This is a genomic window from Corynebacterium curieae, from assembly GCF_027570035.1.
Taxonomy (GTDB): Bacteria; Actinomycetota; Actinomycetes; order Mycobacteriales; family Mycobacteriaceae; genus Corynebacterium; species Corynebacterium curieae.
Genome location: NZ_JAKMUU010000001.1, coordinates 411,114 through 437,599 on the forward strand (window position 1 = coordinate 411,114; position 26,486 = coordinate 437,599).

The following is a 26,486-nucleotide window of genomic DNA, read 5'->3' on the forward strand; positions in this document are numbered from 1 at the left end:
AAGGTGTGAAACCATGTCTGAAACTGCCCGCATCGCTCAGCTCGTCACTTCCCAGGAGGCCGATCTGGAGTGGCAAAAGAACTTCTATGAAGACCTGCATCGCCACCCCGAACTCTCCCATGAAGAAGAGCGCACCGCCGGCCGCATCCGCGCTAAACTCGCCGATTTTGATTGCGAGGTAGTGGAAAATATCGGCGGGTACGGTATGGTCGCCATCTTCCGCAATGGCGATGGGCCTACCGCCCTGCTGCGCGCAGACTTCGATGGGTTGCCTGTCGAGGAAGCCACCGGCGTTTCCTATGCCGCGGCCAATGGAAAGATGCACGCGTGCGGGCACGACATGCATACCACGGCGCTTTTAGGTGCCTGCGCGCTTCTCGACGCCTCCCGTAATTCCTGGTCCGGCACCTTCCTCGCTCTTTTCCAGCCGGCCGAGGAATCCTCCATGGGGGCTAAATTCATGTTGGACGATAACCTCATCGATCGCGTCCCACGTCCCGATATCTGCTTGGGCCAACACATCATGCCCGGCCGTGCCGGCACCGTACGCCATACCGCAGGCCCCATCATGGCCGGCTGCGATTCCCTGCGCATCCGCGTCTTTGGCAAGTCCGCCCACGCCTCCATGCCCCATAACTCCATCGACCCCACCTATATCGCGGCCATGATCGTCACCCGCCTACAGGCCATTGTCGGCCGCGAGGTCGCCCCACACGAGTTCTTCGTCATCTCCGTAGGCGAGCTGCACTCCGGCGATAAAAACAACATCATCCCGGACTCCGCCGAACTTGTACTCAATACCCGCTACTACGATCCCGCACTCGCGGAAAAGGTGTATGCCTCCCTAGAGCGCATGGTCAAAGCCGAGTGTGTCGCCTCCGGCAGCGAGCAGGCACCCGTTTTTGAGTACTTCGCCCACGGCGAGGTCACCGATAATGACGCCACCGCCCACGCCCCAGTTGGAGAGGTCTTCGACGCCGCCTTTGGCGCCGATTCAGTTACTGCCGCCCCTTCCACCGCATCCGAGGATTTTTGCTACCTACCCCAGGCGTGGGGCGTACCTTATGTCTTTTGGCACATTGGCTGCACTCCAGAAGATGAGCTGCAGGACCCACCGGTAAACCACCAAGCAACCTTCCTGCCGGACTATGCCCCGACCGTGTATGCCTCCACCCGCGCAGCATATGCTGCGGCATTAGCCTACCTAGCGGCCTCCTAGAGCCCCGGCGCAACGGCGCCGCTCCCACTGCAGGGTAGAGCCGATGCTATTAAGCTGGCAAGCGTTTCGTGACTAACTACTAACTTTAAGGTTACAAATGAGCCAGCCACGGCATTCTGTTTTCGAATCCACCGTCCCCTCTCACGTTCGCGCGGCCTCTGGCGTTAGCCCACACAGCGCCTCTTACCGCAAATTCTGGGCAGGCCTTTCCGGCGCCGTTATGGAGCAGATTGCTGATAACTGGGAGCGTACCCGCGCCGCCTACGCCGCTACCCGCCAGCAGCACTACTTCTCCGCGGAGTTCCTCCAAGGCCGCGCGCTGCTCAATAATCTCACCAATCTGGGCTTGGTCGACGAAGCCAAAGCAGCAGCCAATGCGGCCGACCACGAATTGAGTGATGTTCTCGAAGCCGAACACGATGCTGCACTCGGCAACGGCGGCCTCGGCCGCCTCGCTGCCTGCTTCCTTGATTCCGCCGTCACCCAAGACTATCCGGTGACTGGATATGGCTTGCTCTACCGCTACGGCCTATTCCGCCAGACCTTTGACAATGGCTTCCAAAAGGAACAGCCGGACGCCTGGATGGAGAATGGCTATGATTTTGTCATTCGTCGCGCCTCAGAACAGCGCCGCGTTCATTTTGATGACATGGACGTGCGCGCCATCCCCTATGACATGCCTATTACTGGCTACGGCACCGATAACGTAGGCACCCTGCGCCTGTGGAAGTCTGAGCCGATCGATGAATTCGATTACGATGCGTTCAACTCCCAACGCTTTACCGAGGCGATTGTCGAGCGCGAGCGCGTCATGGATATCTGCCGCGTGCTCTACCCCAATGACACTACTTACGAGGGCAAGGTGCTGCGTGTGCGCCAGCAATACTTCTTTGTTTCCGCATCCCTGCAAACCATGGTGGATAACTACATTGCTCAACATGGCGAGGACCTCACGGGTTTTGCCCAGTACAACTCCATCCAGCTCAATGACACCCACCCCGTGCTAGCCATCCCAGAGCTGTTGCGCATCCTGCTCGATGAACACGATATGAGCTGGGATGAGGCGTGGAAGGTGGTCACCGAAACCTTCGCTTATACCAACCACACCGTGCTAGCCGAGGCGCTGGAGAGCTGGGAAGTGTCCATTTTCCAAAAGCTCTTCTGGCGCATTTGGCAGTTGGTGGAGGAAATCGACCGCCGCTTCCGCGAGGAAATGGCCCACCGCGGCTTGGACCAGGGCCGCATCGACTACATGGCGCCCGTATCCAACGGGCACGTGCACATGGCCTGGATCGCCTGTTACGCCGCCTACTCCATCAACGGAGTCGCTGCGTTGCATACCGAAATCATCAAGGCCGATACGCTTTCCGAATGGCACGAGCTTTGGCCAGAGAAATTCAACAATAAGACCAATGGCGTCACCCCGCGCCGCTGGCTCAAGATGTGCAATCCACGCTTGGCAGAACTACTTACCCAGCAGGCGGGCTCCGATGCGTGGGTCACTGACCTCACCCAGCTTGCCCAGCTCGCCGATAAGGCCGATGACGAGGACGTGCTGCACGAGCTCATCGCCATCAAGCGGGCTAATAAACGTGACTTTGCACACTGGGTAAACGCACACCAAGGCGCGGAAGTTGACCCTGCTTCCATCTTTGACGTGCAGATTAAGCGCCTGCACGAGTACAAGCGCCAGCTGATGAACGCCCTTTATGTCCTTGACCTCTATTTCCGCATCAAGGAAAGGGGCGAAACTGTGCCTAAACGCACCTTCATTTTTGGTGCCAAGGCCGCGCCGGGCTACGACCGCGCCAAGGCGATTATTAAGCTCATTAACACCATCGCGGACTTGGTGAATAACGATTCAGCCACCAAAGACATTATCCGCGTTGTCTTTGTAGAAAATTACAACGTCTCCCCCGCCGAGCACATTATCCCGGCCGCTGATATCTCTGAACAGATTTCCGTAGCGGGCAAGGAAGCTTCCGGCACATCCAATATGAAGTTCATGATGAATGGCGCGCTGACCTTGGGCACCATGGATGGCGCGAACGTGGAAATCGTCGAGGCGGTTGGTGAAGACAATGCCTATATCTTTGGTGCCCGCAATGAGGAGCTGCCACAGCTGCGCGCGGACTACAACCCAGGCGAGCTTTACCACAGCGTTCCTGGATTGGCCCGCGTGCTGGATGCGCTTGTCGACGGCACCTTGGGCTCCGAAAATGCCGGCCTCTTCGGCGATCTGCGTGCTTCGCTTCTCGACGGCTACGGCGAACACGCACAAGACCAGTACTACGTCCTAGGTGACTTTGCCGACTACCGCGAAACCCGTGACCGCATGGCTGCCGAATACGAAGCAGACCAACTTGCCTGGGCCAAGAAGGCGTGGCTCAATATTTGCTACTCCGGCCGCTTTTCTTCCGACCGGACCATCGCAGACTATGCCAACGAGGTATGGAAGATCCAACCAACTCCGATTTCCCAGATCTAAGAAAAGTCCTGCCCCTCCGCTTCTGCAGCAGAGGGGCAGGACTTTAGGGTAGCGCTATGCCTAATTCCGTTTGTTTAGCGCAGGCCGACGCGCTTTAGCTGCTCATAGATGGGCTTTAGGTCAATATTGAGCACGCCCATCTGCGTAGCTAGGAAACCGAGTCCGCCAACGACAGCGCCTAAGATTCCTAAGCCTGTAGCTAGACCTGCGGCAAAGCCCTTGCTGCTGCCCTTCTTTCCTGCATCATCCGCCGGATTAGTAGTACCTCCCGGCTGCTCTGGCTCGTCGGCAGAGCCGGCGTCATCATTCCACCACTCATCAAAGACCAAGTTGGCCACCAAGGTGTTATCGATGAAATCACCGCGCACCGAATCCGTACCGGAGGTATTAGCCATAATGTCCTCAGAGCCCGCACCCTTGAAGAAGAATGGCACCAATTGGTTGGTGTGTTGCCCGGAGTACCAACCGTGGCGAGCAACCTTGCCCTTTTCGCCTTCCATGGCGTTAAAGCGGTCCTCCGCATCGGGGTTGTCGTCCGTCGGTGCCTCATTCGCACCGGATAGGTAACCGGTTTCGTGGTCCGCAGTCACGACGAGCAAAGTGTCCTCCCACGAGGAGTTCTCCTCTACCCACTTGATGGCCGCATCAACCGATTTATTAAAATCCTGAGTCTCCTCGATATCGCGCACTGGGTTATTTCCGTGGCCGGCCCAGTCGATGGCACCGCCCTCAATCATGACGGAAAAGCCATCCTCGTCCTGTCCCAGCGCATTGAGGGCGCCAGTAGTCATGGTGGGGAGATCGACGACGTCGTTAAGCTTGTCCGAGTATGGAGCCTTTGCCTCGCCCGAGCGGGAGTTCTGCAATGTGGAACCTACCTGCGCGATACCCCAATACTTCTGCTCCGGCTTGACGTCACCTTGCGCTATCTTCTTGAAGTCATCGTTGGACTCGAAGTAATTCCAGTCGGTCTCGCCTCCGGAAAGTTTGGCGTAGTCATCCTCGTACATGAAGCTGTAATCCGGAGTGTCGAGCTTCTGGTGGTCGTTATCGTAGAATGGGTGGCCAGCAGCCATGACTAGGTCGAGGCCACTGCCGAGCATCTCACGGCTAATGTCCTGCAGCTTATCGCGGTCCTTGTTGTGCGCGGCCCATGCAGCTGGCGTGGCTTCGGAATAGGCAACGGAAGAAACCACACCGGCGGACTTACCTTGCTTCTTGGCGCGCTCGGACATGTTTTCTTCCTTCATGCCGTAGTGCGACATGCCCAAGATGCCATTATTGGTCTTCACGCCAGTGGCCATGGCAGTACCGGCTGCTGCGGAGTCAGTAATCTTGCCTTCTTTTATGTACTCATGATTTTGCCATGCCTGCTCAGGATCGTAGGAGCCACCCATAGGGAAAGTAGCCATAGATAATCGGTTGAAGTCCTCAAAAGACTGCACTGACTGACCGTCGGATTCTTTGAGGTCCTCCGCACCAAATTCGCCGTCGATTAGGTACTTAGACTGGCCGGTTTCATAGAGGTTGGTCAAGGCAATATGACCATAGCCCATGCCATCACCAATCATGTAGATGATGTTTTTAGGCCCCTTGTGCACGTCATCGGCTGCCAGTGCCGGGCTTACCCCTAGGCTGGTGATTGAGACAGAGGTTGCCACTGCCAAGGCAGCGGTAGCGTAGCGAGAAAGAGTCATTGTGCAGTTGTCCTTTGAATGTGTAGAGAAGCTGAAACAAGAACAACCAAAAAATACTGCAGCCGCATGTCAGGAAAGCAACCGCTGCGTGTACGCGAGGTAAATATAAATCTACATTTGTATAAATTTATATAGAAAAGCGCCACGACCCGTGGAACGTGTTAAATGGTGGGTCGCGGCGCTCGTGCCAAAAATCTACTTCTTGGTTTCACCCAACAAGTGGCACTGAATCATGTTGGTGTTGCCAGCAATTCCTGGAGGAGTACCAGCAATGACGACAATCATGTCACCTTCCTCGTACTTGTCCATCTCCAGCAATGCATCATCGATGGCTTCCATCATGTCATCGGTGGACTTAACGTGCGGGCTCAAGAAGGTCTCAGCACCCCAAGTCAATGCCAGCTGGGAGCGCACCGCCGGGTTCGGGGTAAACGCCAGCAACGGCAGGTGAGAGTGCAGGCGCGCTACGCGCTTGGCAGTATCACCGGAGGTGGTGAAGGCCACGATAGCTTTCGCATTCAGGCGCTCTGCAATATCGCGGGCGGAGTAAGAAACGACGCCGCGCTTGGTGCGCGGAACGTGGGTGAGCGGCGGAACCTTGCCGCCGTCCTCCGCATTGGCCACAATCTTGGACATGGTACGCACAACGTTTTGTGGGTCAATACCCACAGACGTTTCACCGGAGAGCATGACGGCATCGGCACCATCGAGCACAGCATTGGCCACATCGGAGGCCTCTGCACGGGTCGGGCGCAGATTGGAAATCATGGAATCCAGCATCTGTGTAGCCACGATGACTGGCTTAGCGTTCTCGCGAGCAATCTGGATAGCGCGCTTCTGGAATAGCGGTACGCGCTCCAGCGGTACCTCCACGCCAAGGTCACCGCGAGCAATCATGATGGCATCGAATGCCAACACGATGGATTCGAGGGCATCGACTGCCTCCGGCTTTTCCAGCTTGGCAATAACCGGAACGCGGCGGCCCTCTTCGTCCATAATCTCGTGGACCTTATCCACGTCGGCTGGGGAGCGAACGAAGGACAAAGCAATGAGGTCAACGCCAAGCTTCAATGCGAAGCGCAGGTCAGCGATGTCCTTCTCCGACAAAGCCGGCACGGAAATATCCATGCCCGGCAGGGATACACCCTTGTTATTGGAAACTGGGCCACCTTCGGTGACCTCACAAACGACGTCGTTGCCGTCGACTTCCTTACATACAACAGCAACCTTGCCGTCATCAATCAACAGGCGGTCACCAGGCTTGGCATCCTTAGCCAAACCCTTGTAGGTGGTGGAAACGCGGTCGTGGGTGCCTTCGATATCGTCCACGGTGATGCGGACAATCTCGCCGTCATTCCACTGCTCCTCGCCGTTAATGAAGCGGCCAAGGCGAATCTTGGGACCCTGTAGGTCCGCCAAAATACCAACGGCGCGGCCGGTCTTATCAGTAGCCTGGCGCACCCAGTTGTAATTCGCCTCGTGGTCCGCATGCTCTCCGTGAGACATATTCAGGCGGGCAACGTCCATGCCGTCTTGAACGAGGCGCAAAATTCCATCCTCGCTAGCTACGGCAGGGCCGAGAGTACAGACAATCTTCGTTCTTCTATCCAGCATTATTGGCCTATTCCGTCGGGGGAAACTGAACACTCCCCAACCTACTCCTTCGGACGAATTGCGGCCACAAATTTCCGATTTCATTTTCCGAACGGGCACCCAAAAATGCCCTGATTCCCACAAAAACAAACCCAAACGGAAACACTTGGGCGAGATCTATGTCGTCGACGAGTCTCGCTGCTGTCCCTCAGATACCGTGTGCTCATCGCCGCGTTGGCGGCTATCACGGTTCTCCGCCCAGTATTTAGGGTCCACCTCTTCGGGGGATTCTGAACCTTGGCGGTGTCTATCGAGCAAGAAAAAGACAATCGCGGCAATGATAAAAATCACAAGGGAGACGATGATATTCACCCGCACCCCAAAAATATGAGTAGCTTCATCGGAACGCATTCCTTCAATAAAGAACCGGCCCAAGGTATATCCCATAACGTAGAGGGCAAAGACTCGCCCGTGGCCCAACTTCCACGCCTTGTGCGCCCATAAGAGGAATAGGCACACTAAGACATTCCACACCATCTCGTAGAGAAAAGTCGGATGCACCGAAGTCATAACCTCACCCGTGGAGTGCCCGGATACCGGCGCATAAGCGCCTTTTTCATTGACACGGTAATAGATATCCAATGCCCACGGAACGTCGGTTGGGCGCCCATAAAGTTCTTGATTAAACCAGTTGCCTAGTCGCCCGATCGCCTGTGCAAGCACAAGTCCGGGGGCCACCGCATCGGCAAAAGGCCCAAGTGGGACCTTCTTGACCTTAAAAAGCACCCATAGCGCCAGCGCACCGAGGGCTACGGCTCCCCATATACCTAACCCGCCGTTGGTAATCTTTAGCGCGTCCACGGGGTTGCAGTTATCACAGAAATACTTCTGGTTATCGGTAATAACGTGGTAGAGGCGTCCGCCTACGATGCCCGCAGGGATAACGACGATCGCCGCATCCCAGACCGTATCTGGATTTCCACCGCGAGCCGTATAGCGGCGCAAGGTCATACGCAGGCCGACAATAATGCCCACGATAATGCACAGCGCGTAGGCGCGAATGGGAATTGGCCCTAACTGCCAGACACCCTGTGGTGGGGACGGAATATTTGCAAGAATTTGAGTGTGCACGTAGCTAGTGTGCCTTATTCCCCGCCCCACCAGCCAGTTGGGGTATCACTCCAACTTGCGCGCGGGGCACGCTGGGTGCTGGCCAGCAGCCACCAGCGAACGGGCCAAAGCAGTAGGGTCTTGAGCGGCCATGACAGATTCGCCAACGAGCACAGCATCTGCACCGCGAGAGGCATAGTGAAAAAGATTGCGGGCATTATTAACCCCGCCTACCGCAATGCGCAGGATGGACTCTGGCAAACCTGGTGCGATGTCATTGAACGCCTCACGGTTAATGGCATCCGAAGCCAGCGACCAGGCATTAATGGCAATTACGCTGCTTCCCGCCTTGATCGCCCGGTCAACCTCGGCGCAGTTGCGAACCTCGACGATGGCGGTCATCCCGAGCGATTCCACGCGGTCTAATAGGGCCTCAAGGCGAGCTTGCTCCAAGAGCTCTACCTGCAGGGGAATTGCATCGGCGCCATAACAGCGGGCTTCGTGGATTTGGTAGGGGTCCACGATGAGATCGCGCGACATCATGGGTATATCAATCGCTGCGCGGGCGGCTGCCATGTCCTCCAAAGAACCGTGGAATCGGCGGAAATCGGTTTGGCAGGCCATAAGATGCACACCGCATCCCTCAAAGGTGCGGGCCCATTCCGCCATCTGCTCCGCAGAGCCTACGTGTGCGATTTCGCCGCCATAGGGAACGGCGCGTTTGAGCTCGGTGATAACCGAGCAGCCGGTACGCAGCAGAGCCGCTCGCGCATCGCGGGGAGATTCCATATCGCGCGAGCGCGCCTTCACCTCTTTGAAAGACACGCGGGCTTCCCGCGCAGCGACGTCCTCCAAGACTCCTGCTACAAGGTGGTCAACGGCAATGGGCGTAGGCATCAGCACCTCCCTCCACGGGCGATTGAGATCACACTTAGGTTAACCCGCTCAGGTGCTGTTCCGGAAATTGCATAAGCTGTGGGGCTATTTTTTATCCACATCGGTGGGATCGATATCGCTATCAAGTGCATCCCACATCACGCGGCCGGAGTCTGCGGAGGTTTCCAAATCCTCCCCCAACTTTGCTTGACGAGCCGCCGGCGTCTCATATTTGCTCGAGACTTTTGCCTTATCTTCGCCAGGATTACGAGCCAACATAACGGCGCCAAAGAGGGCTGCTGCAGCGCCCAGTATCGCCACAGCTGGGCCGAGGGAGTGTACTTCGGTGGAAACAACCGTGGCCCAATCGGAAATCTGGGCGGAATCCACCGCGTTTTCATTGGCCGAGGCACCCTGCAAAATCTTTTGCGCACGCTCGGCCTCCGCTCCTGCTGTCAGTAGGTTAATTGGGGTCCACGCGCTGGCCGCTGCCGCTAGGGCACAGACAATGCCCACCACTCGCCTACCAACGCGACGCAACGCCATGCCCGCAACGGCGCCTGCCACTAGGACAAGCGTCAAGGCCATGATTTCCAGCGACCACGCCGAACCTACAATGTCATTGGTCGCAGAGCCGGCTTTATCGTCTTCGCTGACGGCCACGACCCATGTCGCGCGCGAGGCAAGCCACAAAACGATGGCTCCTACAGCGATAAGTAGTGGTCCAAGGCGTCGAGCCTTCACAATTGCCCTCCTAGGAGATCCGTGGCGTCAAAGCACGTGCGGTCACCGGTATGGCACGCGCCGCCGCGCTGCCGCACGGTCAGCAGGATAGTATCTCCATCGCAGTCAAGGCGAACGCCCAGCACCTCTTGCGTATTTCCGGAAGTTTCTCCCTTTACCCAATAGTCATTGCGAGAACGCGAAAAATACGTCCCCTTGCGCGTGGCAAGGGTATGGGCCAAGGCGTGATCATCCATCCACGCCATCATCAGCACCTCGCCGGAGTCAGCTTGCACAATGGCAGGAACTAGTCCTTGGTCGTTGCGCTTGAGCCGCTTGGCGATGCCCCTGTCTAGTTCATACTCGGCTGGGTTAGTCATCGGCGCACCTCGTAGCCCGCTGTGGCTAGGGCATCTTTTACGTCGCCGATTTCTACCTCGCCGAAGTGAAAAATGCTAGCGGCTAATACGGCATCGGCTCCGGCCGCAATAGCCGGTGGGAAATCTGCGGTCCTGCCCGCACCACCGGAGGCGATTACCGGAATAGTCACCGCCGCGCGTACCGCGCTTAGCATGTCGACATCAAAGCCTTCCTTGGTGCCATCGCCATCCATCGAATTAAGCAAGATTTCGCCCACCCCGAGTTCTTCGCCACGGCGAGCCCATTCAACGGCGTCGATACCGGCCGATGTGGTGCCGCCATGCGTAGTGACTTCAAAGCCGGAAGGCGCATACTCCTCTTGACACCTGCGGGCATCTACCGACAGGACAATGCATTGTGCACCAAAAATCCCGGCCATTTCGCTCAATAACTCTGGGTTCCGAATGGCGGCGGTATTGATAGAAACCTTATCCGCACCGGCGCGCAAGAGCTCTCGGACATCTTCCACGCTGCGAACCCCACCGCCCACGGTCAGTGGGATGAATACTTGGTCTGCGGTTCGGCGCACGACCTCGAGCATGGTCGATCGCCCTTGCGTGGATGCGGAAACGTCCAAGAACGTAAGCTCGTCGGCTCCGAGGGCGTCGTAACGCGCAGCTAGCTCTACTGGGTCCCCTGCATCACGCAGGTTTTCAAAATTTACGCCCTTGACTACCCGGCCTTGGTCCACATCTAGGCAGGGGATCACGCGTACGGCTACAGCCATTGCGGCCGCCTCCTTAGGAATTGTAATTCTTAGTGAGAAAAGGAATCTCTGTGCCGCGACAAGATTTCCAAAATAGTGGCATGCACTTGCGGGGTTCCTGCCACCATGCCGCGTGACTGCGCGGTCCACGGATTGCCCTCAGGATCAGTGACAACTCCGCCGGCTGCTTGAACCTGTAATGCCCCAGCGGCGTTGTCCCACGGGCGTGGAGAGAAATTAATCGCCCCATCAAACACACCCTGCGCTACGAAGGCATTATCGAGCCCTACAGAGCCAGTCATGCGGGGTCGCAGGCCAGTCTCGCGCAGTTCATGGAAAATATCGGTGGGCAGGTGGGAAGAACAGCCCACATGGCCGCGCGCTTCATCAAATCCCATCGCGTCTTGGCCACCGCCGAATCCGGCAGCAGGGCCGCCGACTGAACGCAGTGGCGAGCCATCGCAGGTGACCAAACGGCGCTCCAAAAGTGGAAAGTCAGACACCGCAGCGATCGGTGCGCCTCCATGGATAAGCGCCACTAGGATTCCTGCCAGGGGATTGCCGGCAGAGTAATTTGCGGTGCCATCAATTGGGTCTACTACCCAAACGGTATCGAGTACACTGCCGCCTGATTCTTCCCCGTAGACTGGGATACCGGTCATCTGGGTCAGGATTTCGCGCAGCTGCTTCTCAATGACGAGGTCCACTTCGGTGGCAAAATCGCCCTGCCCCTTAAAGCGGGCGGGCGCCGCACCGAGTCCGGAGCGAAAGATGGGTTCTACTTGGTCTACAGCTGCCTCCGCGAAGGCCACCAACTCGCGGGGTTCCATCATGGTTTAGTCGTCCTCAGGGTCGTATGGGTCAATGGTTTCCTCCGCCGGCAGCGGCTCTACTTCTGCCACCGCAGCGAGAGCTTCCTCTAGGGTGAAGTTTCCTTCATAAAGGGCCTTGCCAATAATGGCGGAATCAATGCCCTCATTTTCATACAGTGCCAGCTCGCGCAGGTCTTCGACACTAGAGATTCCACCAGAGGCGGTAATCTTGGCATCGGTTGCCATGGCTACCTCGCGCAGCAACTCAATATTCGGCCCGGTTAGCGTGCCATCTTTAGAAACATCCGTTACCACAAAGCGTTGACAGCCAGCAGCGTCTAGGCGCTCGAGTACTTCCCACAAGTCGCCGCCATCAGAGACCCAGCCATTGCCCGTGACACGCCACTCGCCGCCGTCTTCGCGCACCGCTAGATCCACCGCAACCTTTTCGCCATAGCGTGCCAGTATTTGTTCAATCCAGTCAGGCTGCTCTAGAGCTGCGGTGCCAATATTAATACGCTGCGCACCGGTCGCCAGCGCACGCTCTACCGCTACATCGTCTCGGATGCCGCCGGTAAGCTCGACGTTTATGCCTAGCTCTCGGGTAATTTTTGCCATTTCTTCGTGGTTAGAACCGCGACCAAAGGCCGCATCTAAGTCCACAAAATGCAGCCATTGCGCGCCCTGGGTTTGCCACCTTAGCGCGGCATCGCGCGGTGCACCGTAGGAGGTTTCGGTGCCTGCTTCGCCTTGATCCAAGCGCACGGCTTGGCCTTGGGATACATCGACTGCGGGCAAAAGCGTAAAAGTCATATTCTTCATCCTACCTAGAGCGTACGCATCCAGTTTTCCAAAAGCTGCGCACCGGCATCCCCGGATTTCTCCGGGTGGAATTGGGTAGACCACAGGGCACCGTTTTCTACCGCCGCAACAAACCTATCGCCCGCGTGCTCAGCCCAACTGACCAAGGGCGGCCGAGTAATCTCCGTTTCCAACTCCCAGTGGCGAACACCATAGGAATGCACGAAGTAGAAACGCTCGTCTTCGGCTAGTCCGGCAAACATGTCACTGCCAACGGGTACTTCCACGGTGTTCCACCCCATATGCGGCAGCACCGTAGAGTGCAGCTTTTCGACGGTACCGGGCCACTCACCGCAACCAGCGGAGTTTATGTTGTGTTCTACTCCGACGTCGAAAAGCACCTGCATGCCTACGCAAATGCCCAACACCGGACGCTCCCCTGCCAAGCGCTGGCCGATGACCCTCGGGCCTTGCACCGCGTGCAACCCGCGCATGCACGCATCAAAAGCTCCCACGCCAGGAACTAGGAGCCCATCCGCTTCCACCGCTACCTTAGGGTCTGCGGTTACGGTAACTTCAGCGCCCGCTCGCTCCAAAGCGCGCTGTGCCGAGCGCACGTTGCCCGCGCCATAATCCAATAATGCGACCGTCTTTGCCATGGGCTACACCTTACGCATACGGCGCAGACGCGTCCGGATATCGTTGGTTTCACTCACCCGGGTGCGCCCGAGTGCAAAGTCTGCCACCGTCATAAGCAAACCAACCACGAGGATGGCCACGCCGGCCCCAAACGCCCCCGCATAGCCATAGCCGGCGACCAAAGCGCCCAAAAGGGTCGAGCCCAAACCGGTGCCGCCGTCATAGAAAATATTCCAGATGGCTGAAGCCTCCGAAACTCGCTCGCGCGGCAGACGATCAAACATGGACAGCAGCGCCTCATTTTGGGCAATACCGAAGGCGCCACCGAACAGGAAAGCACCAAACACGAGCCACCACACGGAGCCGTCGAGGTAGAGAGGCACTGCGATAGCGAGCACGCCCACAATGGCCATGATCTGGCCGGGGATATACAGACGGCCTGGGGTGCCTACGCGGTCTGCCACCATGCCCGCGAGGTAGCGGAAAATCATGGCGGCGCCGCCAACGATGGATAGCATGATGCCTGCCAGGCTGGCGCCGCGCTCTGCATCAAGTTCTTGCACTGCGGGCGGCAGGAAGGACGACACGGCGCCGTAGCTCATAGAGAAGGTAGTCAACGCCAGTGCGGGGACTAACACCAGCTTCCACGTGGGAACACGAATCAGGTTCGGCTCATCCTCGGTATCAGAGGCAAGCGTGACCTTAATCTTGGGGATGCGCAGGCACAGGCCAAAGCCTAGGAAGCCAATGATGCCGGCGGTAATATACGTCGAGGCATATCCCAGCTTTTCCGCCATGATCAGCCCCAAGGGCAAAAAGACCATCTGGCCGAGTCCGGTAAAGACGCCAATCATGCCGGTTGCCTTGCCTAATAGGCGGACCGGCGCCAGCTCTGCAATGAGCGCAGACTCGGAGACGGTAAGCGCGCCAAATCCCACGCCACGCATGGCAGAAAAGAGCAGGACTACCCAAGCATCGGTGCCCAACAGATGGCCGAACGCCGGTACACCCAAGGTGAAGGCAGATAGCGCCATCACGCGGCGGTAGCCCCAGCGGCGCAGCAGCCACGGTGAGATGATCTGGGTGAGGACGGTAAAGGCCATGAAGATGCCCGTAGACGAGCCTGCCAAGGTGGCCGAGCCACCGGAGTCAATGACTGCTAGGGGCACCACCGGAAGAAGGATGGACCAAGCACCGAATGCTGCGGCAATGGCCAGCATGGTCGCGGTATATCCAGGTACCTTCCAGATATTAGTTTCTTGGGTATTGCTCATTTACCGAACGCTCCTACCATCCACGAGATTGCTGCCACCACGGTGATTGCGGCCAATAAAGAGGCTACTACTGTCATTGCCTTCGATCCCTGTTGGTAGGCAGACCATGCACCGCCCACCAACATGCCGGCGACGAGGAAGAGGACCAAGATCATAAAATGCATGCGTTTTAGAGTGCTCCCTTCGTCGAAGGAATGCCAGTCTGGCGCGGATCGAATTCCACTGCGCCGCGCAGCGCACGCGCTACCGCTTTATACTCCGCCTCCGTAATATGGTGCGGATCGCGGCCATAGCGCACAGTGAGGTGGAGAGTTACCGCAGCGTGGGTAGCTAGCGTTTCAAAAAAGTGGCGGTTGATAACCGTGGCATAGTGGCCGCCAATGGTTTGCCACTGCAGGTGTTCTGGTTCGCCGTTCATCACGAAATAGGCGCGGCCGGAAAAATCCACTACCGCTTCCACCAAGGTTTCATCCATGGGCAAAAGTTGGGAGCCGAATCGACGAATGCCCGCCTTATCCCCAACCGCCTCACGCAAGGCGCTGCCCAGCACGATGGCGGTATCTTCCACGGTGTGGTGCGCATCAACCTCGACGTCGCCTTCTGCCTGCACCGCCAGATCAAAGCTGCCGTGGGTGGCAAAGGCCGTGAGCATGTGATCAAAAAATGGCAGGCCCGTTGAAATATCGCTGTTTCCTGTGCCATCCAGATCGATGACCACGGAAATCTGCGATTCCGACGTGGACCGTTGGGCTCGTCCTACGCGGTGGCTCATCGTTTACTCCTTTCCTCCCGCCGGCTAATCCGCCACTACTGTATCCGCTAGAGCCTCGGCCACGGCCAGAAAGGCCGAATTTTCTTCCGGCAGGCCCACGGTCATGCGCAAATGTCCCGCAATACCCACATCGCGGATGAGAACTTCCCTGTCCAAGAACTGCTCCCATACTCGGTGCTGGTCTGCAAAACGGCCGAAGAAGAGGAAATTGGATTCGCTGGGTAAGACGGTATAGCCCAGTTCGCGCAAGCGAGTGGCCACCCGCTCGCGCTCGGCGGCAATCTTTTCCACGGTGGCGAGGGTATCTGCACTATGGCGTAGCGCTACCGTAGCCGCCGCTTGGGATAGCACGGAAAGGTGATACGGTAGCCGCACCAGCATGACGGCCTCCACAAAAGCTGGGTCCGCCACGAAATAGCCGAGGCGGCCACCCGCGAAGTCGAAGGCCTTGGACATGGTGCGCGAAACCACCAGCTTCATGGGGTACTTGTTTAGCAGCGTCACCGCGGAGGGCGCGGAGGAAAATTCGCCGTAGGCCTCATCAACGATGAGGATGCCAGGGGCGGCGTCGGCAAGCGCGGCAATATCATCCAAGCCAGTCACGCCGCCGGTGGGATTATTCGGCGTAGTTACAAAGATAATATCCGGCTGGTGCTGCGCCACGGCCGCCAACGCCCGGTCCATATCAATGCGAAAGTCCTCATCGCGCGGGCACTCCAGGAACTGGGTATGGGTCCCGTCCGCCAAAATGGGGTGCATGGAATAGGACGGGGTGAAGCCCAGCACGCTGCGTCCCGGACCGCCAAAGGCCTGCAATAACTGCTGCAAGATCTCATTGGAACCATTCGCCGCCCACACTTGCTGATAACTCACGGGCACACCGGTCTGCCCAGAAACATAGCTGGCTAGGGCCTCACGCAGCTTTAGCGCATCGCGCTCCGGATAGCGATTGAGCGTGGTGGCAAGGCGGCGGGTTTCCGCTACTAGGTCATCAACCAGCGCCTCCGAGGGAGGATAGGGATTTTCGTTGGTATTGAGTTGGTAGGCCACCTTAAGCTGCGGAGCACCGTAGGCAGACTTCCCGCGCAATTCCTCGCGCAGGGGTAGATCCTTCAATTCCGTCATCTAGCTCTCCTCCAATCGGGCGCGGATGGCTTCGCCGTGGGCCGGAAGACGCTCGGCTTCGGCAAAAGCGATAACATGCGGGGCAATCTCCCCCAATGCGGCGCGGTCGTACGCGATGAGGTTGACTGGTCTTAAGAAGGTGTGGGTGGAAAGGCCACCAGAAAATCGCGCCGTACCAGAAGTAGGCAGCACGTGATTGGAACCGGCCGCATAATCGCCCAACGGCACCGGCGCGAAATCCCCTACAAAGATGGCACCCGCGTGCTTAATGCGCCCAGCCACTGCCTCGGGCTCAGCGGTGTGGATTTCAAGGTGCTCGACGGCATAAGCATTGGCCACCGCGATGGCCACATCAAGGGAATCTACCAGCACGACGCCGGATTGCTGGCCGCCCAGTGCCTCGGCCGCCCGCTCCGCATTGGCGGTAGCACTATAACGAGCTTCCACTTCCGCCTTGACGCGCAGGGCTAGGTTCTCCGATGCCGTAATGAGCACGCTCGCCGCCATAGGATCGTGCTCGGCCTGCGAGATGAGGTCATAAGCCACATACACCGGGTTAGCGGTGTCATCGGCGAGGATAGCGATTTCGGTCGGGCCGGCCTCTGCATCTGTGCCCACCACCCCACGCACCAAGCGCTTGGCGGCGGTTACGAAAATATTTCCCGGCCCCGTAATCATGTCCACCGGTGCGAGCTCGGCGTCATCATCGCCATAAGCCATCAGCGCTATGGCTTGGCCACCGCCCACGGCCCAGACCTCATCCACACCGAGCATCTGGCACACAGCCAGCACCGTCGGGTGCGGAAGACCACCGAATTCCTTCTGCGGCGGCGAGGCCACCACCAAGCTTTCGGCGCCGGCCTCTTGTGCCGGCACCGCGTTCATGATCACAGAAGAAGGATAGACCGCCTTTCCACCTGGCACGTATAACCCGACGCGCTCGATGGGACGGAATTCCTCCGTCACCGTGGCACCTGGCGCGAGCTCAGTAGTGTGTGCGGCCGGCTTTTGTTCGGCGTGTACCTTGCGCACCCGCTTGATCGCCGCTTCGATGGCTTGGCGCGTTTGCGGATCCAGGCTGGCCGCGGCCTGGTCCAATTCTTCCTGGGGTACTCGCAGGTGAGCCGGGCGCACGTCGTCGAAAAGCTCTCCGTATTCCAGCGCGGCCCTCGCACCTTCGTCTCGCACCCGATGAACCATCGGTGCTACCTTATCCACCACGGCAGCGACATCGGTGCCACCGCGGGGCAGTACTCGCCGTAGATGCGCGGGGCGCAAATCTTGGCCGCGCAGATCGATGGTTCGAAGCATTCCCGGCTCCCTTCTCCATAGCGGATTCCTGTTATTAAACCAATATCCTAATGCCCAAATCCCAGCGAGGGGGCCGGTTTGGACGATAGACTCGGACCCAACGCAGCTTTAAGGTGGTGGCAGTGATGAGCGAGAATGAACCCTCCCTTCTGCTCGCACATACCCATGCCATCGCCTGTGAGAATGGCATTTCCTGCTGGGCGCTACCTTCCGGCGAACTACTGGTTCCGCATGCGGCCGGCGGCTCCACCTTCATATTTGTAGACCAGCTGGAAGAACCGGTACTCCACTTGCACACCAGCCCCCGCGGCGGCGTCGATTTCAGCGAGATTGCTGTTCTGACACACCTGGCTAATGAGTGGAATCATGACTGCCTCTCACCGGCCGTGGTAGTGGACTATGCCCAGCCCGAATGCGTGAGTATATCCGGCCACAGTTACCTGCCGGCCGATATTTCTCCCAGCCACGAGCAGCTCGCAGCATTCCTCTTGCCGGCACTGCGCAATGCGGAGGTTCTCATCGATCTGCTCGCCCAGTCCCACCCCGCACTCGTCCGCGAGGCGGCACCAGAGCTTGCCCCGCTTGCCAACGCCCCCTTAGAACCCTTCACCCTCGATAGCCTGGCCGAAATGCTGCCGCTCATTGGCATTCAGCGCTTTCAAAGCGACGGCACCACCGCCATTTATGCGTGGGTCAATGACGTCCTTTTTGCCTTCGCGCTCGATAATGGGCCCAGCCTCATCATCAAAGGCCATTGGGATCCTAGCTTAGAAGAAGCGGAATTTACCCGACTCTTCCTCATTTGCAACGATTGGAATCGCGCCCACCACGGCGCAGTCGCATTCTGCCATCACACCTCCGAAGGCCTGCAAGTGCGAATGGATGCCGCCACCATCACTGCTGCGGGTCTTACCCGGCCACAGCTGTTTAGCGCCGTAGGCCGCGGGCTCAAACACATCCTGCACGGCATCGATGACATCGCGCGCGAAGTTACCGGCGCCTCCCCCGTGGAATGGCCTTAGTCGGGCTGGTTACCAATCCTCGTCGGCGCTGACAAAAGCCGTCGACCAATAGGCGAACATCGCCATGAAAGGTGCCACCGCCCAAGCAATCGCCGGGGAGAAATTCGGCGCAAACTCCACAACTTCCCCCGGGGTTTCCGGTGGATGCGTGGCCGTTACTCCGCCAAATACATAAAACGAGGCGGCACCTGCCAAGGCACACACGCCGACCCACAAGAGCATCGACAAGCCACGCCCTTGCCTGCGCAGATATGCAATCAAACCAAGAAGCAGCCCCAACACCCCCGTGATGAGCGCAAAGGTTATAAAGGCGATGAACTGGGCATTGCCCATCGCATCAATGGCGTAGCCGCCATCGTCTACCTCGCGGCCTATAAGCGTCGGCCGGAAAAGCCCCCACACCGCACCTGCTATGCCGTAGACCGCGAGCGCGCACGCGAGTAACCCCGCACCAAAACCAAGGGTGCGGGGTAACCGACGGCGGGAAAGAGACAACTTAGTTACAGAAGGTCCAGTTGCCATTCTCGCGACGGAAACGGACGGTGGAAGTCTCGGTACCCTCGGAGTTGGACACGCTCACGGTAGCGGAAGCATCATCGCCATTGACTACCACGTCATTGACCGATTGCAGCTTGGTCGACTGCGGGATGGACTCCAACTGGCTTGCAAACTTTTCAATCTCGCCGTTGCCGCCACCCTGCTGGCGCATGGTGTTGGCGTATTCACCAAAGGACTGGTTTGGCAGGCTATCGACGTACTGCTGGTACTGGCTGAACTCCTTGGACTGCTCATCACGCACCGCCTGGCAGGCATGCTGCGGCATGTAGTTGAAGTATTCCTTCACATTGTCAATCTCATGCTGACCGCGGACCAGCTGCTCGATGGCCTGCTTATCGGCATCATTAGCGTTCTGGCCGCCTTCAATCGGCTTGATATCTTCTGCGCCCGCGAAAGGATCCTCGCCATTATTCAGCGGGTTGGCCATCTGGTCAGGCCCTTCGCCAGCACCGTCTTCGCCTTCTTGCCCCTCGTCATTCGCTGCGGCGTCCTTCTTCTCGCCGTCCTTCTTCTTTTCCTTATCTTTGTTCTTGTCCTTATCGGCGTCTTTGTCCTGGGACTTGTCTGCAGACTTATCCTCGGAAGACTTAGAGGCCGTGGTGGCGGCAGCCTTCTTAGAATCGTCGTTATCATCCGAACCGCACGCAGCCAGCGCCAAGGGGGCAACCAGCGCAACTGCGAGGAGGGACTTCTTTGCAGGGGTCAAAAAGGACAAGGGAAAGCTCCTGAATCAATCTTGCGAATGTGAAGCCACCCCAAGGGCAGCTTCCTATTTGTCTTCGCAATACTAACAACCAGACGATGGAAATGACATTGAGACTCCATTAAAAGAACCTGTGAACTACCATCGAGGCCAACCGAGCCCGTACAATCGCCAGAGTGCAATTAAATCGCGAGAGTATTATCGACGCCGCTACTGCCCTGCTTGATGCCTATGGGCTTGGCGATGTCACCATGCGCCGCGTTGCCTCCTCCCTCGGCGTTGCCCCCGGTGCGCTCTACTGGCACATTGCCAATAAACAAGCCCTCATCGCTGCTCTAGCAGAAGATATTATTTCCCCCGTGTCTGGGGAGTCACTCGAAGAGCTCAGCCTCAATCTGCGCGATTTACTGCTCGCCCGCCGCGACGGCGCCGAGGTCGTCATTGCTGGCCTATCCCTGCCCCAGGCGCCTGCCTGGGACCGCCTCGTAGAGGCCTTTACCTCCGCTGCTGCCCGAAACACGCAGTCCGCTGGTAGCACGCAGCGCGCTGCGGCCCTATCCGCCATTCATCTCGTACTCGGAGCCACGTTAATGGAACAATCCCAACGCCAGCTGGCGGATACCACCGGCGAAGCTTCTTCGGTGGACTACCGCGGAGACTTGATTCGCGGCGTACGCATTATTAACGCAGGACTTCAGCACGGCACCTCTGCCTAAAAAGTGGTTATGCTCGTGGGCATGAACACTTCCGCCATGGACGCAATCCCCACGCCCACCGAGCGCTACGGCCGCCAAATCTGGCCTGGCAAACCCACCCCACTGGGATCCACCTTTGATGGATCCGGCACCAACTTCGCCCTTTTTTCGGAAGTAGCAGACAAAGTCGAGCTCTGTCTCATCGATAAGGAAGGCAACGAAGACCGCATCGAAATGTCTGAGGTAACTGCCCATGTGTGGCACATCTACCTCCCCAATGTCACCCCTGGGCAGCGCTACGGCTACCGCGTCTATGGCCCCTATGAACCAGAAAACGGCCTGCGCTGCGATCCCTCCAAGCTCCTTGTCGATCCCTATGCCCGCGCCTTCGACGGCGAATTCGACGGCGATGCCTCCCTGTACTCCTATGACATCCACGCCGAGGAACCCGGCACTGGCCGCAATGAGGAGGATTCGCTCGGCCACACCATGCTCTCCGTGGTCATTAACCCCTTCTTTGACTGGCGCAGCGACCACCGCCCCCATATTCCCGATAACGAAAAGGTCATCTACGAAACCCACGTTAAGGGCATGACCATGACCCACCCAGATGTGCCGGAAGAGCTGCGCGGCACCTACGCGGGCATGGCACACCCTGCCGTGATTGACTACTTCAAGGAGCTTGGCGTTACCACCGTCGAGCTCATGCCCGTCCACCAATTCCTGCAAGACGATCGTCTGCGCAACCTGGGCCTGCGCAACTACTGGGGCTATAACACCTTCGGCTTTTTCGCCCCGCACCATGACTACGCCTTTGCCAAGAAACCGGGCGAGGTGGTCTCTGAGTTTAAGACCATGGTCCGCGCCTTCCACGAGGCCGGCATCGAGGTCATCCTCGACGTGGTCTATAACCACACCGCCGAGGGCAACCACATGGGCCCGACCATTGCCTTCCGCGGCATCGATAATGGCGCCTATTACCGCCTCGTCGAGGGCGATGAGGCCCACTACATGGACTACACCGGCACCGGCAATTCCCTCAATGTCCGCCACCCGCACTCGCTGCAACTCATTATGGATTCGCTGCGCTACTGGGTCACGGAGATGCGCGTCGATGGCTTCCGCTTCGACTTGGCAGCGACCTTGGCGCGGGAGCTTGACGACGTCGACAAGCTCGCCACCTTCTTCGACCTAGTACAGCAAGACCCCATTGTTAGCCAGGTTAAGCTCATCGCCGAGCCCTGGGACATTGGCCATGATGGCTACCAGGTGGGTAACTTCCCGCCCATTTGGAGCGAATGGAACGGCAAGTACCGCGATACCGTGCGCGATTTCTGGCGCGGCGAGCCCGCTACCCTAGGTGAATTCGCCTCCCGTCTGACCGGCTCTTCGGATCTCTATGCCGATAATGACCGCCGCCCCACCGCCTCCATCAACTTCATCACTGCCCACGATGGTTTTACACTGCGCGACCTCGTTTCCTATAACGACAAGCACAACGAGGCTAATGGCGAGGACAACCGCGACGGCGAGTCCTTCAACCGCTCCTGGAACTGCGGTGAAGAAGGCCCCACCGATAATGATGAAATCCGCAAGCTGCGCCGCCGCCAAGTGCGCAACTTCCTGACCACTCTCCTACTCTCCCAAGGCACTCCGATGCTTTCGCACGGCGATGAATTCGGCCGTACCCAAAACGGCAATAACAATGTCTACTGCCAAGACAACGAGCTGTCATGGATGGACTGGTCCATGCTGGAGGAAGAGAAATCCGCCGCAATGCTGGGCTTTACCAAGCGCGTCCTGGCCATTCGCAACCACCACCCCGTATTCCGCCGCAAGCGCTTCCTCGCCGGCGGCCCGCTCGGCGCGGATGTCAAGGAACGCGATATCGCCTGGCTGGTTCCTTCGGGTCGCCTCATGACCCAGGACGATTGGGATCACGATTTTGGCCGGGCACTCATGGTCTACCTCAATGGCAATGCCATCACGGAAACCACCTCCCGCGGCGAACGCATCACCGATGATTCCTTCATCATGATCTTCAACTCCCACGACGGCGAAATAGAGTTCACCCTGCCCACCAAGGATCTCGGCGCCACGTGGCGGCTGATGGTCGATACCGCCGATTCCGGTGGCTACCCCGCGGAGGAAACCCTCATTGAGGCAGAGGGTACGATCACGGTGCATCCGCGTTCAACGCTGATCTTGCGTCAGGTTGAACCGCCCGTTTTCGATTCCTAGAGAAAGGCCCCTCGTGTCATTTCCCGCGCACGGCGCACTCATCGATGTCACAGCGGATAAACTCGTGCTCCACCGCACCCTGCTGGCAACCAGCCTCGGCGCCCCCGCCACGCAGGACATTCCGCTTGATTCCATCGGCACCGTGTGCGTGAATGAACCGACCGCCACTGGCTTTGGCACCCTCGATCTTGGCGCCGCCGGCTCCATCGCCTTCGCCCCGCACCAAGACCCGCAGGCCGTCGCCCGCGCCATCGCCGCCGCCCAGCGCGGCGAAGCCCCCTCTTCCGCCACCACCATTCCCGGCCTCGATTTCACCGCCGTGGACGTGGAAACGGCCAACGATAACTGGGGCTCTATCTGCCAAATCGGCGCGGTGCGCTTCCGCGACGGCCAAGAGACCGACTCCCGCTCTTGGCTGTGCGCTCCTCCACCAGGCCTCGAGCACTTTGCGGATATCAACGTCTCCATCCACGGCATTACCGCGAGCGATGTGGAAGGGGCGCCGGCTTTTGCCGACGCCGCCAAGGAGCTCTTCGATTTCCTCGGCGGCGACGTCCTTGTCGCGCACAATGTCCAGTTCGACTCCACCGCACTGCGTTCCGGCCTGCTCACCGCCGGCGCCGATGTGCCCACCGTCCCGCTGGCGTGCTCGCTTGCTCTGGCCCGCGATGCGTCCAAGACAAAGGTAATTTCGGTGCGAAACCACAAACTGCCCACCGTAGCGGCCCACCTATCCGCGCCAGACTTCAACCACCACGACGCCACCGAGGACGCCCGCGCGGCCGGCGAAATCATCGCCCGCTTGGCCGAGCGCTTTGGACACACCGGCAGCATCCGCGACCTTTTCACCGCCCGCGAATTCACCTTGGGCCGTCTCGACGCCGCGGCCATCCTGCCCGTCCTGCGCGCCCACACTGCCCCCACCTCCGGCGCGGACCTCGGCACGGGTACCGATTTCCGTGACCAGACCCGCGCAGCCGGTGCCAAGAAAAAGAAGCCCAGCGGCCCTGCCCCCTGGCAGGCCGTCGCCACGCCGGACACTATCCCGGAGCCCAACCCAGACGCCGACCCAGAAGGCGCGCTCTACGGACAGCATGTCACCCTCACCGGTGATTTTGAGCCCTATGATAAGGGTGTACTCTGGCAGGGCATCGCCGAGCGCGGCGCCCAGGTAGCCAAGAACGTCACCAAAAAGACCACACTGCTCATCGTGGGCGAATGGGCAAAGAAGACCTCCAAGGAAAAGCGCGCGGAAGAACTGCAGGCCAAGGGCCAAGAGATCGATATTTGGCCCGCCGATAAACTCTTTGCCGAGCTCCAGCTCGATACCGAGCCGCCCTTTTAGGCTTTCCCGGGAACCAAACGGCAGTTTCTCCAGTCCAATATAGGCGACCACTTCCTACCGCTTCTGGAGAACCCGCCGTGACCGTCGCCCTGCGCCCGCCTCGCCCCACCACTGCAAACCTGCTGCCGGCCCTCTTCGCCCGCTCGTGGCTGAAAGAACAGCGGCTTTCTGACGACGGCTTTTGCGACTCCCTCGCCACCATCCAGCTCTCCCCCAGCCTGTCCATGGCGCTCGTCTTTCCCGGCAAGCAAACCTTTCGCCGGCTCAGTCACCGCGGCCTCGCCGACATGGATGTCTCCGCGCGCCGTGCGTGGAACCACGCCTCGCATAACCTGCAGCGCGCCGCCCTCGATTCGCAAGGACTGCGCTTTTGGACCCGTCCTGCGGCCTGCGAGCTTCCCTCCGCCGCCCGTTTCGGCGGCCTGCAGGTCCGCTCCCACGGCGCGCCAATTTCCTCTTGGATTGCCCACCCAGAAACCTTCACCGTGCTGGACAAGCACATGCGTCGCCTGCTGCGTTCCCACTCGCTGACCTACCTGGTGCCGGACTCCGCCACGCTCTTTGCCTTTGCGCACCTGCCGGATCCCTATGCCCGCCGGCTGGCTGCCGACGCCGTCGCGCGCGTGCCGCGCCATCGCACTGTGCTCCACCCACGCCCGCTAGTATGGTCTAACGGATTCCCGCGGGAGTTATGAAAGGAGCACTATGCCGGAAAGTAGGATGTCGCGGCTGAGCAATCAGTACCATGACTGGGCGCGCAGCCACCCCACCGCCGCGGTGGATTTCCGCACCGCCATCGAGGACCTACTCAATGACGCCGGCATCATCTTCGATCGGGTCTCCACCCGTGTTAAGACTTGGCCCTCGCTGAAGGCGAAGGCCAAAAAGCGCCGCGAGAACGGCGATTTTGTCTATCCACAGCCGTGGGACGAGATTCACGACGTCATGGGAGTGCGCGTCACCCTGTATCACTCCACCGCAATTCCAGAAGCGCTAGACGTTTTTGGTGAATCCTTTAAGGTTGAACGCTCCGTTGACAAAGCGGCCGAGACCCGCATTTCCGGCGGCTTTGGTTACGGCTCCCACCACCTGGTGCTTACCGTGACCGAAGATAGCGCGGCCGCGATGGAAGAGCTCGCCGCCTACGTGGGCTGGACCTTTGAGGTGCAAATTCGCACCGTCCTGCAGCACGCATGGGCGGAGTTTGAGCACGATATCCGCTATAAGCAGGGACCGAACCCGCCCTCGCCGGAAGTTGACCGCCTGTTTACCCTGGCCGCGGGGCTTATCGAGCTTGCAGACCAGCAATTCGACGAGATCGCCGCGCTCAAGGCCCCGGATACAGAAACCGACCAGGACGTCGAGCTTACCGCCGAAACCTTGCCGGGCGTACTCGCCATCATCTTGGGCAACCGCTTCCCGCTCTCGCGCTCGGAGCACTACCGATTCCTTGCGGAGCTATTGGAGCAAAACGGCGTTCGCCACTTGAGCCAGCTAGAGCAGCTGCTTGACGACGCCGCCATTGCCCATGTCCACGACGCCATGCGCTACCGCTTCCGTCCCGGCCAGGTACGGCTTATCGACGACCTCCTGCTCAATAAGTTTGGTAAGCAGCATATCGAGGCCACTGCCGAATCCGGCGACCGCCCGGGCCGCAAGCGGCGGCTTATTGCGCGCCTGAAAGCGCTGCGCGCCGCCCACTAGCCGCACAGTATGTTTCGGTACCTTACCGGAAACCGCCGCGGAATTTCTCCATATCGCGGCGCTCTTTCTTCGTCGGCCGGCCGGCACCGCGCGGGCGCACGGGAACCGACGGCATAAACTCCTTAGGCGGCGGCGGTGGCGCGTGATCCGTATAGCAGGTGCGCGCCACGGGCGCACCCACGCGCTTGGCCACGGTCGCCAAAACCTCGAGATCGTGCTCGTGGTGGTTACGCCATACGCGCACGCGGTCGCCCGGCACCACCTGCTGGGAGGGCTTGACGGCCTCGCCGTTGATCTTTACGTGCCCGGCGCGCACGGCCGTCGCGGCCGCGGATCGGGTTTTAAACATGCGGACGGCCCACACCCAGGCATCAATCCGGACGGGGCGGCCGCTAGGTTGCGGTGCCGGCATTTAGTACTGGTTGTGGTTCTCGTTGACGATCTTCTGGATCTTCAGCCAGTTATAGCCGCCACCAACCACGGCGACGATGGCACCCACCAACATCCAGGCCCAGAAACTAGCCGATAGCGCACCCAGCACTGCGCCCACGCCGAGGCCGCCGGCCACGCATACGACGGCGTTGCGGGAGTGCTTTCGCACCTGCTGCTTGCGCTGCGCAATGGGGTTATTTGGTCGCTGCTGCATACTCAT

Annotated in this window: 27 protein-coding genes; 8 read left to right on the forward strand and 19 right to left on the reverse strand. The window is 59.0% G+C overall.

Features of this window, described 5'->3' with window-relative positions:
• Positions 1 to 13 precede the first annotated feature (13 nt).
• Both L8V01_RS01940 and L8V01_RS01945 read left to right on the forward strand, forming a co-directional pair.
• The gene (locus L8V01_RS01940) at positions 14 to 1,219 is read left to right on the forward strand and encodes an amidohydrolase (protein ID WP_269945477.1); all 1,206 of its coding nucleotides are present in this window, start codon (positions 14 to 16) and stop codon (positions 1,217 to 1,219) included.
• Positions 1,220 to 1,316: 97 nt separating this feature from the next.
• Entirely contained in the window at positions 1,317 to 3,707 is a 2,391-nt protein-coding gene (locus L8V01_RS01945) for a glycogen/starch/alpha-glucan phosphorylase (RefSeq protein WP_269945478.1), read from the forward strand.
• A 74-nt stretch (positions 3,708 to 3,781) separates the two neighbouring features.
• Here the strand turns inward: L8V01_RS01945 and L8V01_RS01950 are convergent, their stop codons facing one another.
• From L8V01_RS01950 to hisD, 15 genes are all read right to left on the reverse strand, one after another.
• Positions 3,782 to 5,404 carry an alkaline phosphatase gene (locus L8V01_RS01950; RefSeq protein WP_269945479.1) on the reverse strand — a complete coding sequence of 541 codons (1,623 nt, stop codon included), beginning with the start codon at positions 5,402 to 5,404 and terminating at the stop codon, positions 3,782 to 3,784.
• A 195-nt stretch (positions 5,405 to 5,599) separates the two neighbouring features.
• Positions 5,600 to 7,015, reverse strand: coding sequence for a pyruvate kinase (gene pyk / locus L8V01_RS01955; protein WP_269945893.1), 1,416 nt, complete (start codon positions 7,013 to 7,015; stop codon positions 5,600 to 5,602).
• Positions 7,016 to 7,174: 159 nt separating this feature from the next.
• Positions 7,175 to 8,128, reverse strand: a complete 954-nt coding sequence (gene lgt / locus L8V01_RS01960; protein ID WP_269945480.1) for a prolipoprotein diacylglyceryl transferase — start codon at positions 8,126 to 8,128, stop codon at positions 7,175 to 7,177.
• A gap of 45 nt (positions 8,129 to 8,173) precedes the next feature.
• Positions 8,174 to 9,004 carry an indole-3-glycerol phosphate synthase TrpC gene (locus L8V01_RS01965; protein ID WP_269945481.1) on the reverse strand — a complete coding sequence of 277 codons (831 nt, stop codon included), beginning with the start codon at positions 9,002 to 9,004 and terminating at the stop codon, positions 8,174 to 8,176.
• A gap of 84 nt (positions 9,005 to 9,088) precedes the next feature.
• Positions 9,089 to 9,727 carry a TIGR02234 family membrane protein gene (locus tag L8V01_RS01970; RefSeq protein WP_269945482.1) on the reverse strand — a complete coding sequence of 213 codons (639 nt, stop codon included), beginning with the start codon at positions 9,725 to 9,727 and terminating at the stop codon, positions 9,089 to 9,091.
• On the reverse strand, positions 9,724 to 10,086 hold the full coding sequence (gene hisI, locus L8V01_RS01975) for a phosphoribosyl-AMP cyclohydrolase (protein ID WP_269945483.1): 363 nt from the start codon (positions 10,084 to 10,086) through the stop codon (positions 9,724 to 9,726). Before hisI ends, L8V01_RS01970 begins: the two co-directional genes overlap by 4 nt.
• Positions 10,083 to 10,853, reverse strand: coding sequence for an imidazole glycerol phosphate synthase subunit HisF (hisF, locus tag L8V01_RS01980; protein WP_269945484.1), 771 nt, complete (start codon positions 10,851 to 10,853; stop codon positions 10,083 to 10,085). Before hisF ends, hisI begins: the two co-directional genes overlap by 4 nt.
• A 29-nt stretch (positions 10,854 to 10,882) precedes the next feature.
• On the reverse strand, positions 10,883 to 11,665 hold the full coding sequence (locus L8V01_RS01985) for an inositol monophosphatase family protein (RefSeq protein WP_269945485.1): 783 nt from the start codon (positions 11,663 to 11,665) through the stop codon (positions 10,883 to 10,885).
• Positions 11,666 to 11,668: 3 nt separating this feature from the next.
• Complete coding sequence (gene priA, locus L8V01_RS01990; protein WP_269945486.1) at positions 11,669 to 12,457, reverse strand: bifunctional 1-(5-phosphoribosyl)-5-((5-phosphoribosylamino)methylideneamino)imidazole-4-carboxamide isomerase/phosphoribosylanthranilate isomerase PriA; 789 nt, start codon at positions 12,455 to 12,457, stop codon at positions 11,669 to 11,671.
• Positions 12,458 to 12,471: 14 nt separating this feature from the next.
• The gene (gene hisH, locus L8V01_RS01995) at positions 12,472 to 13,104 is read right to left on the reverse strand and encodes an imidazole glycerol phosphate synthase subunit HisH (RefSeq protein ID WP_269945487.1); all 633 of its coding nucleotides are present in this window, start codon (positions 13,102 to 13,104) and stop codon (positions 12,472 to 12,474) included.
• A gap of 3 nt (positions 13,105 to 13,107) precedes the next feature.
• A complete protein-coding gene (locus L8V01_RS02000) occupies positions 13,108 to 14,358 on the reverse strand; it encodes an MFS transporter (protein ID WP_269945488.1) in 1,251 nt (416 codons plus the stop codon).
• Entirely contained in the window at positions 14,355 to 14,522 is a 168-nt protein-coding gene (locus L8V01_RS02005; protein WP_005324605.1) for a hypothetical protein, read from the reverse strand. Before L8V01_RS02005 ends, L8V01_RS02000 begins: the two co-directional genes overlap by 4 nt.
• 5 nt (positions 14,523 to 14,527) lie before the next feature.
• A complete protein-coding gene (gene hisB / locus L8V01_RS02010; protein ID WP_269945489.1) occupies positions 14,528 to 15,130 on the reverse strand; it encodes an imidazoleglycerol-phosphate dehydratase HisB in 603 nt (200 codons plus the stop codon).
• A gap of 24 nt (positions 15,131 to 15,154) precedes the next feature.
• On the reverse strand, positions 15,155 to 16,255 hold the full coding sequence (locus tag L8V01_RS02015; protein ID WP_269945490.1) for a histidinol-phosphate transaminase: 1,101 nt from the start codon (positions 16,253 to 16,255) through the stop codon (positions 15,155 to 15,157).
• Positions 16,256 to 17,566 (reverse strand): histidinol dehydrogenase, encoded by a 1,311-nt coding sequence (hisD, locus tag L8V01_RS02020; protein WP_269945491.1) that lies wholly within the window; start codon positions 17,564 to 17,566, stop codon positions 16,256 to 16,258.
• Positions 17,567 to 17,691: 125 nt separating this feature from the next.
• Between hisD and L8V01_RS02025 the strand changes: the two genes are divergently transcribed.
• Positions 17,692 to 18,588 (forward strand): type III secretion system chaperone family protein, encoded by an 897-nt coding sequence (locus L8V01_RS02025; RefSeq protein WP_269945492.1) that lies wholly within the window; start codon positions 17,692 to 17,694, stop codon positions 18,586 to 18,588.
• A 9-nt stretch (positions 18,589 to 18,597) separates the two neighbouring features.
• Here L8V01_RS02025 and L8V01_RS02030 read toward each other — a convergent pair whose 3' ends face one another.
• A complete protein-coding gene (locus tag L8V01_RS02030) occupies positions 18,598 to 19,110 on the reverse strand; it encodes a hypothetical protein (protein ID WP_269945493.1) in 513 nt (170 codons plus the stop codon).
• Positions 19,085 to 19,861 (reverse strand): hypothetical protein, encoded by a 777-nt coding sequence (locus L8V01_RS02035; RefSeq protein WP_269945494.1) that lies wholly within the window; start codon positions 19,859 to 19,861, stop codon positions 19,085 to 19,087. The genes L8V01_RS02030 and L8V01_RS02035 overlap by 26 nt, the downstream gene beginning before the upstream one ends.
• A 164-nt stretch (positions 19,862 to 20,025) precedes the next feature.
• Here L8V01_RS02035 and L8V01_RS02040 point away from each other — a divergent pair, with 164 nt between their 5' ends.
• The 5 genes from L8V01_RS02040 to L8V01_RS02060 all read left to right on the forward strand — a co-directional run bounded on the left by L8V01_RS02040 (position 20,026) and on the right by L8V01_RS02060 (position 25,834).
• Positions 20,026 to 20,565, forward strand: a complete 540-nt coding sequence (locus tag L8V01_RS02040; RefSeq protein WP_269945495.1) for a TetR family transcriptional regulator — start codon at positions 20,026 to 20,028, stop codon at positions 20,563 to 20,565.
• A 21-nt stretch (positions 20,566 to 20,586) separates the two neighbouring features.
• Positions 20,587 to 22,785 (forward strand): glycogen debranching protein GlgX, encoded by a 2,199-nt coding sequence (gene glgX / locus L8V01_RS02045; RefSeq protein ID WP_269945496.1) that lies wholly within the window; start codon positions 20,587 to 20,589, stop codon positions 22,783 to 22,785.
• Between the two features lie 13 nt (positions 22,786 to 22,798).
• Positions 22,799 to 24,130: an exonuclease domain-containing protein gene (locus L8V01_RS02050; protein WP_269945497.1), complete on the forward strand. Its 1,332-nt coding sequence runs from the start codon at positions 22,799 to 22,801 to the stop codon at positions 24,128 to 24,130.
• 77 nt (positions 24,131 to 24,207) lie between these two features.
• A complete protein-coding gene (locus tag L8V01_RS02055) occupies positions 24,208 to 24,825 on the forward strand; it encodes a hypothetical protein (RefSeq protein ID WP_269945498.1) in 618 nt (205 codons plus the stop codon).
• A gap of 10 nt (positions 24,826 to 24,835) precedes the next feature.
• Complete coding sequence (locus L8V01_RS02060; protein WP_269945499.1) at positions 24,836 to 25,834, forward strand: GTP pyrophosphokinase; 999 nt, start codon at positions 24,836 to 24,838, stop codon at positions 25,832 to 25,834.
• A gap of 22 nt (positions 25,835 to 25,856) precedes the next feature.
• Here L8V01_RS02060 and L8V01_RS02065 read toward each other — a convergent pair whose 3' ends face one another.
• Both L8V01_RS02065 and L8V01_RS02070 read right to left on the reverse strand, forming a co-directional pair.
• Positions 25,857 to 26,246: an RNA-binding S4 domain-containing protein gene (locus L8V01_RS02065; RefSeq protein ID WP_023021235.1), complete on the reverse strand. Its 390-nt coding sequence runs from the start codon at positions 26,244 to 26,246 to the stop codon at positions 25,857 to 25,859.
• The gene (locus tag L8V01_RS02070) at positions 26,247 to 26,486 is read right to left on the reverse strand and encodes a hypothetical protein (RefSeq protein WP_049361101.1); all 240 of its coding nucleotides are present in this window, start codon (positions 26,484 to 26,486) and stop codon (positions 26,247 to 26,249) included.

What these genes read in the sequence shown, in the direction of transcription:
- hisH (WP_269945487.1), bottom strand. Translation starts at nt 13,104, where the DNA reads ATGGCAAAGACGGTCGCATTATTGGATTATGGCGCGGGCAACGTGCGC.
- L8V01_RS01950 (WP_269945479.1), bottom strand. Translation starts at nt 5,404, where the DNA reads ATGACTCTTTCTCGCTACGCTACCGCTGCCTTGGCAGTGGCAACCTCT.
- L8V01_RS02030 (WP_269945493.1), bottom strand. Translation starts at nt 19,110, where the DNA reads ATGGCAACTGGACCTTCTGTAACTAAGTTGTCTCTTTCCCGCCGTCGG.
- hisB (WP_269945489.1), bottom strand. Translation starts at nt 15,130, where the DNA reads ATGAGCCACCGCGTAGGACGAGCCCAACGGTCCACGTCGGAATCGCAG.
- L8V01_RS01945 (WP_269945478.1), top strand. Translation starts at nt 1,317, where the DNA reads ATGAGCCAGCCACGGCATTCTGTTTTCGAATCCACCGTCCCCTCTCAC.
- priA (WP_269945486.1), bottom strand. Translation starts at nt 12,457, where the DNA reads ATGACTTTTACGCTTTTGCCCGCAGTCGATGTATCCCAAGGCCAAGCC.
- L8V01_RS02000 (WP_269945488.1), bottom strand. Translation starts at nt 14,358, where the DNA reads ATGAGCAATACCCAAGAAACTAATATCTGGAAGGTACCTGGATATACC.
- L8V01_RS01985 (WP_269945485.1), bottom strand. Translation starts at nt 11,665, where the DNA reads ATGATGGAACCCCGCGAGTTGGTGGCCTTCGCGGAGGCAGCTGTAGAC.
- hisD (WP_269945491.1), bottom strand. Translation starts at nt 17,566, where the DNA reads ATGCTTCGAACCATCGATCTGCGCGGCCAAGATTTGCGCCCCGCGCAT.
- L8V01_RS02025 (WP_269945492.1), top strand. Translation starts at nt 17,692, where the DNA reads ATGAGCGAGAATGAACCCTCCCTTCTGCTCGCACATACCCATGCCATC.
- L8V01_RS01940 (WP_269945477.1), top strand. Translation starts at nt 14, where the DNA reads ATGTCTGAAACTGCCCGCATCGCTCAGCTCGTCACTTCCCAGGAGGCC.
- L8V01_RS02070 (WP_049361101.1), bottom strand. Translation starts at nt 26,486, where the DNA reads ATGAGTATGCAGCAGCGACCAAATAACCCCATTGCGCAGCGCAAGCAG.
- L8V01_RS01965 (WP_269945481.1), bottom strand. Translation starts at nt 9,004, where the DNA reads ATGCCTACGCCCATTGCCGTTGACCACCTTGTAGCAGGAGTCTTGGAG.
- glgX (WP_269945496.1), top strand. Translation starts at nt 20,587, where the DNA reads ATGAACACTTCCGCCATGGACGCAATCCCCACGCCCACCGAGCGCTAC.
- L8V01_RS02005 (WP_005324605.1), bottom strand. Translation starts at nt 14,522, where the DNA reads ATGCATTTTATGATCTTGGTCCTCTTCCTCGTCGCCGGCATGTTGGTG.
- hisF (WP_269945484.1), bottom strand. Translation starts at nt 10,853, where the DNA reads ATGGCTGTAGCCGTACGCGTGATCCCCTGCCTAGATGTGGACCAAGGC.
- L8V01_RS02060 (WP_269945499.1), top strand. Translation starts at nt 24,836, where the DNA reads ATGCCGGAAAGTAGGATGTCGCGGCTGAGCAATCAGTACCATGACTGG.
- hisI (WP_269945483.1), bottom strand. Translation starts at nt 10,086, where the DNA reads ATGACTAACCCAGCCGAGTATGAACTAGACAGGGGCATCGCCAAGCGG.
- L8V01_RS02065 (WP_023021235.1), bottom strand. Translation starts at nt 26,246, where the DNA reads ATGCCGGCACCGCAACCTAGCGGCCGCCCCGTCCGGATTGATGCCTGG.
- L8V01_RS02015 (WP_269945490.1), bottom strand. Translation starts at nt 16,255, where the DNA reads ATGACGGAATTGAAGGATCTACCCCTGCGCGAGGAATTGCGCGGGAAG.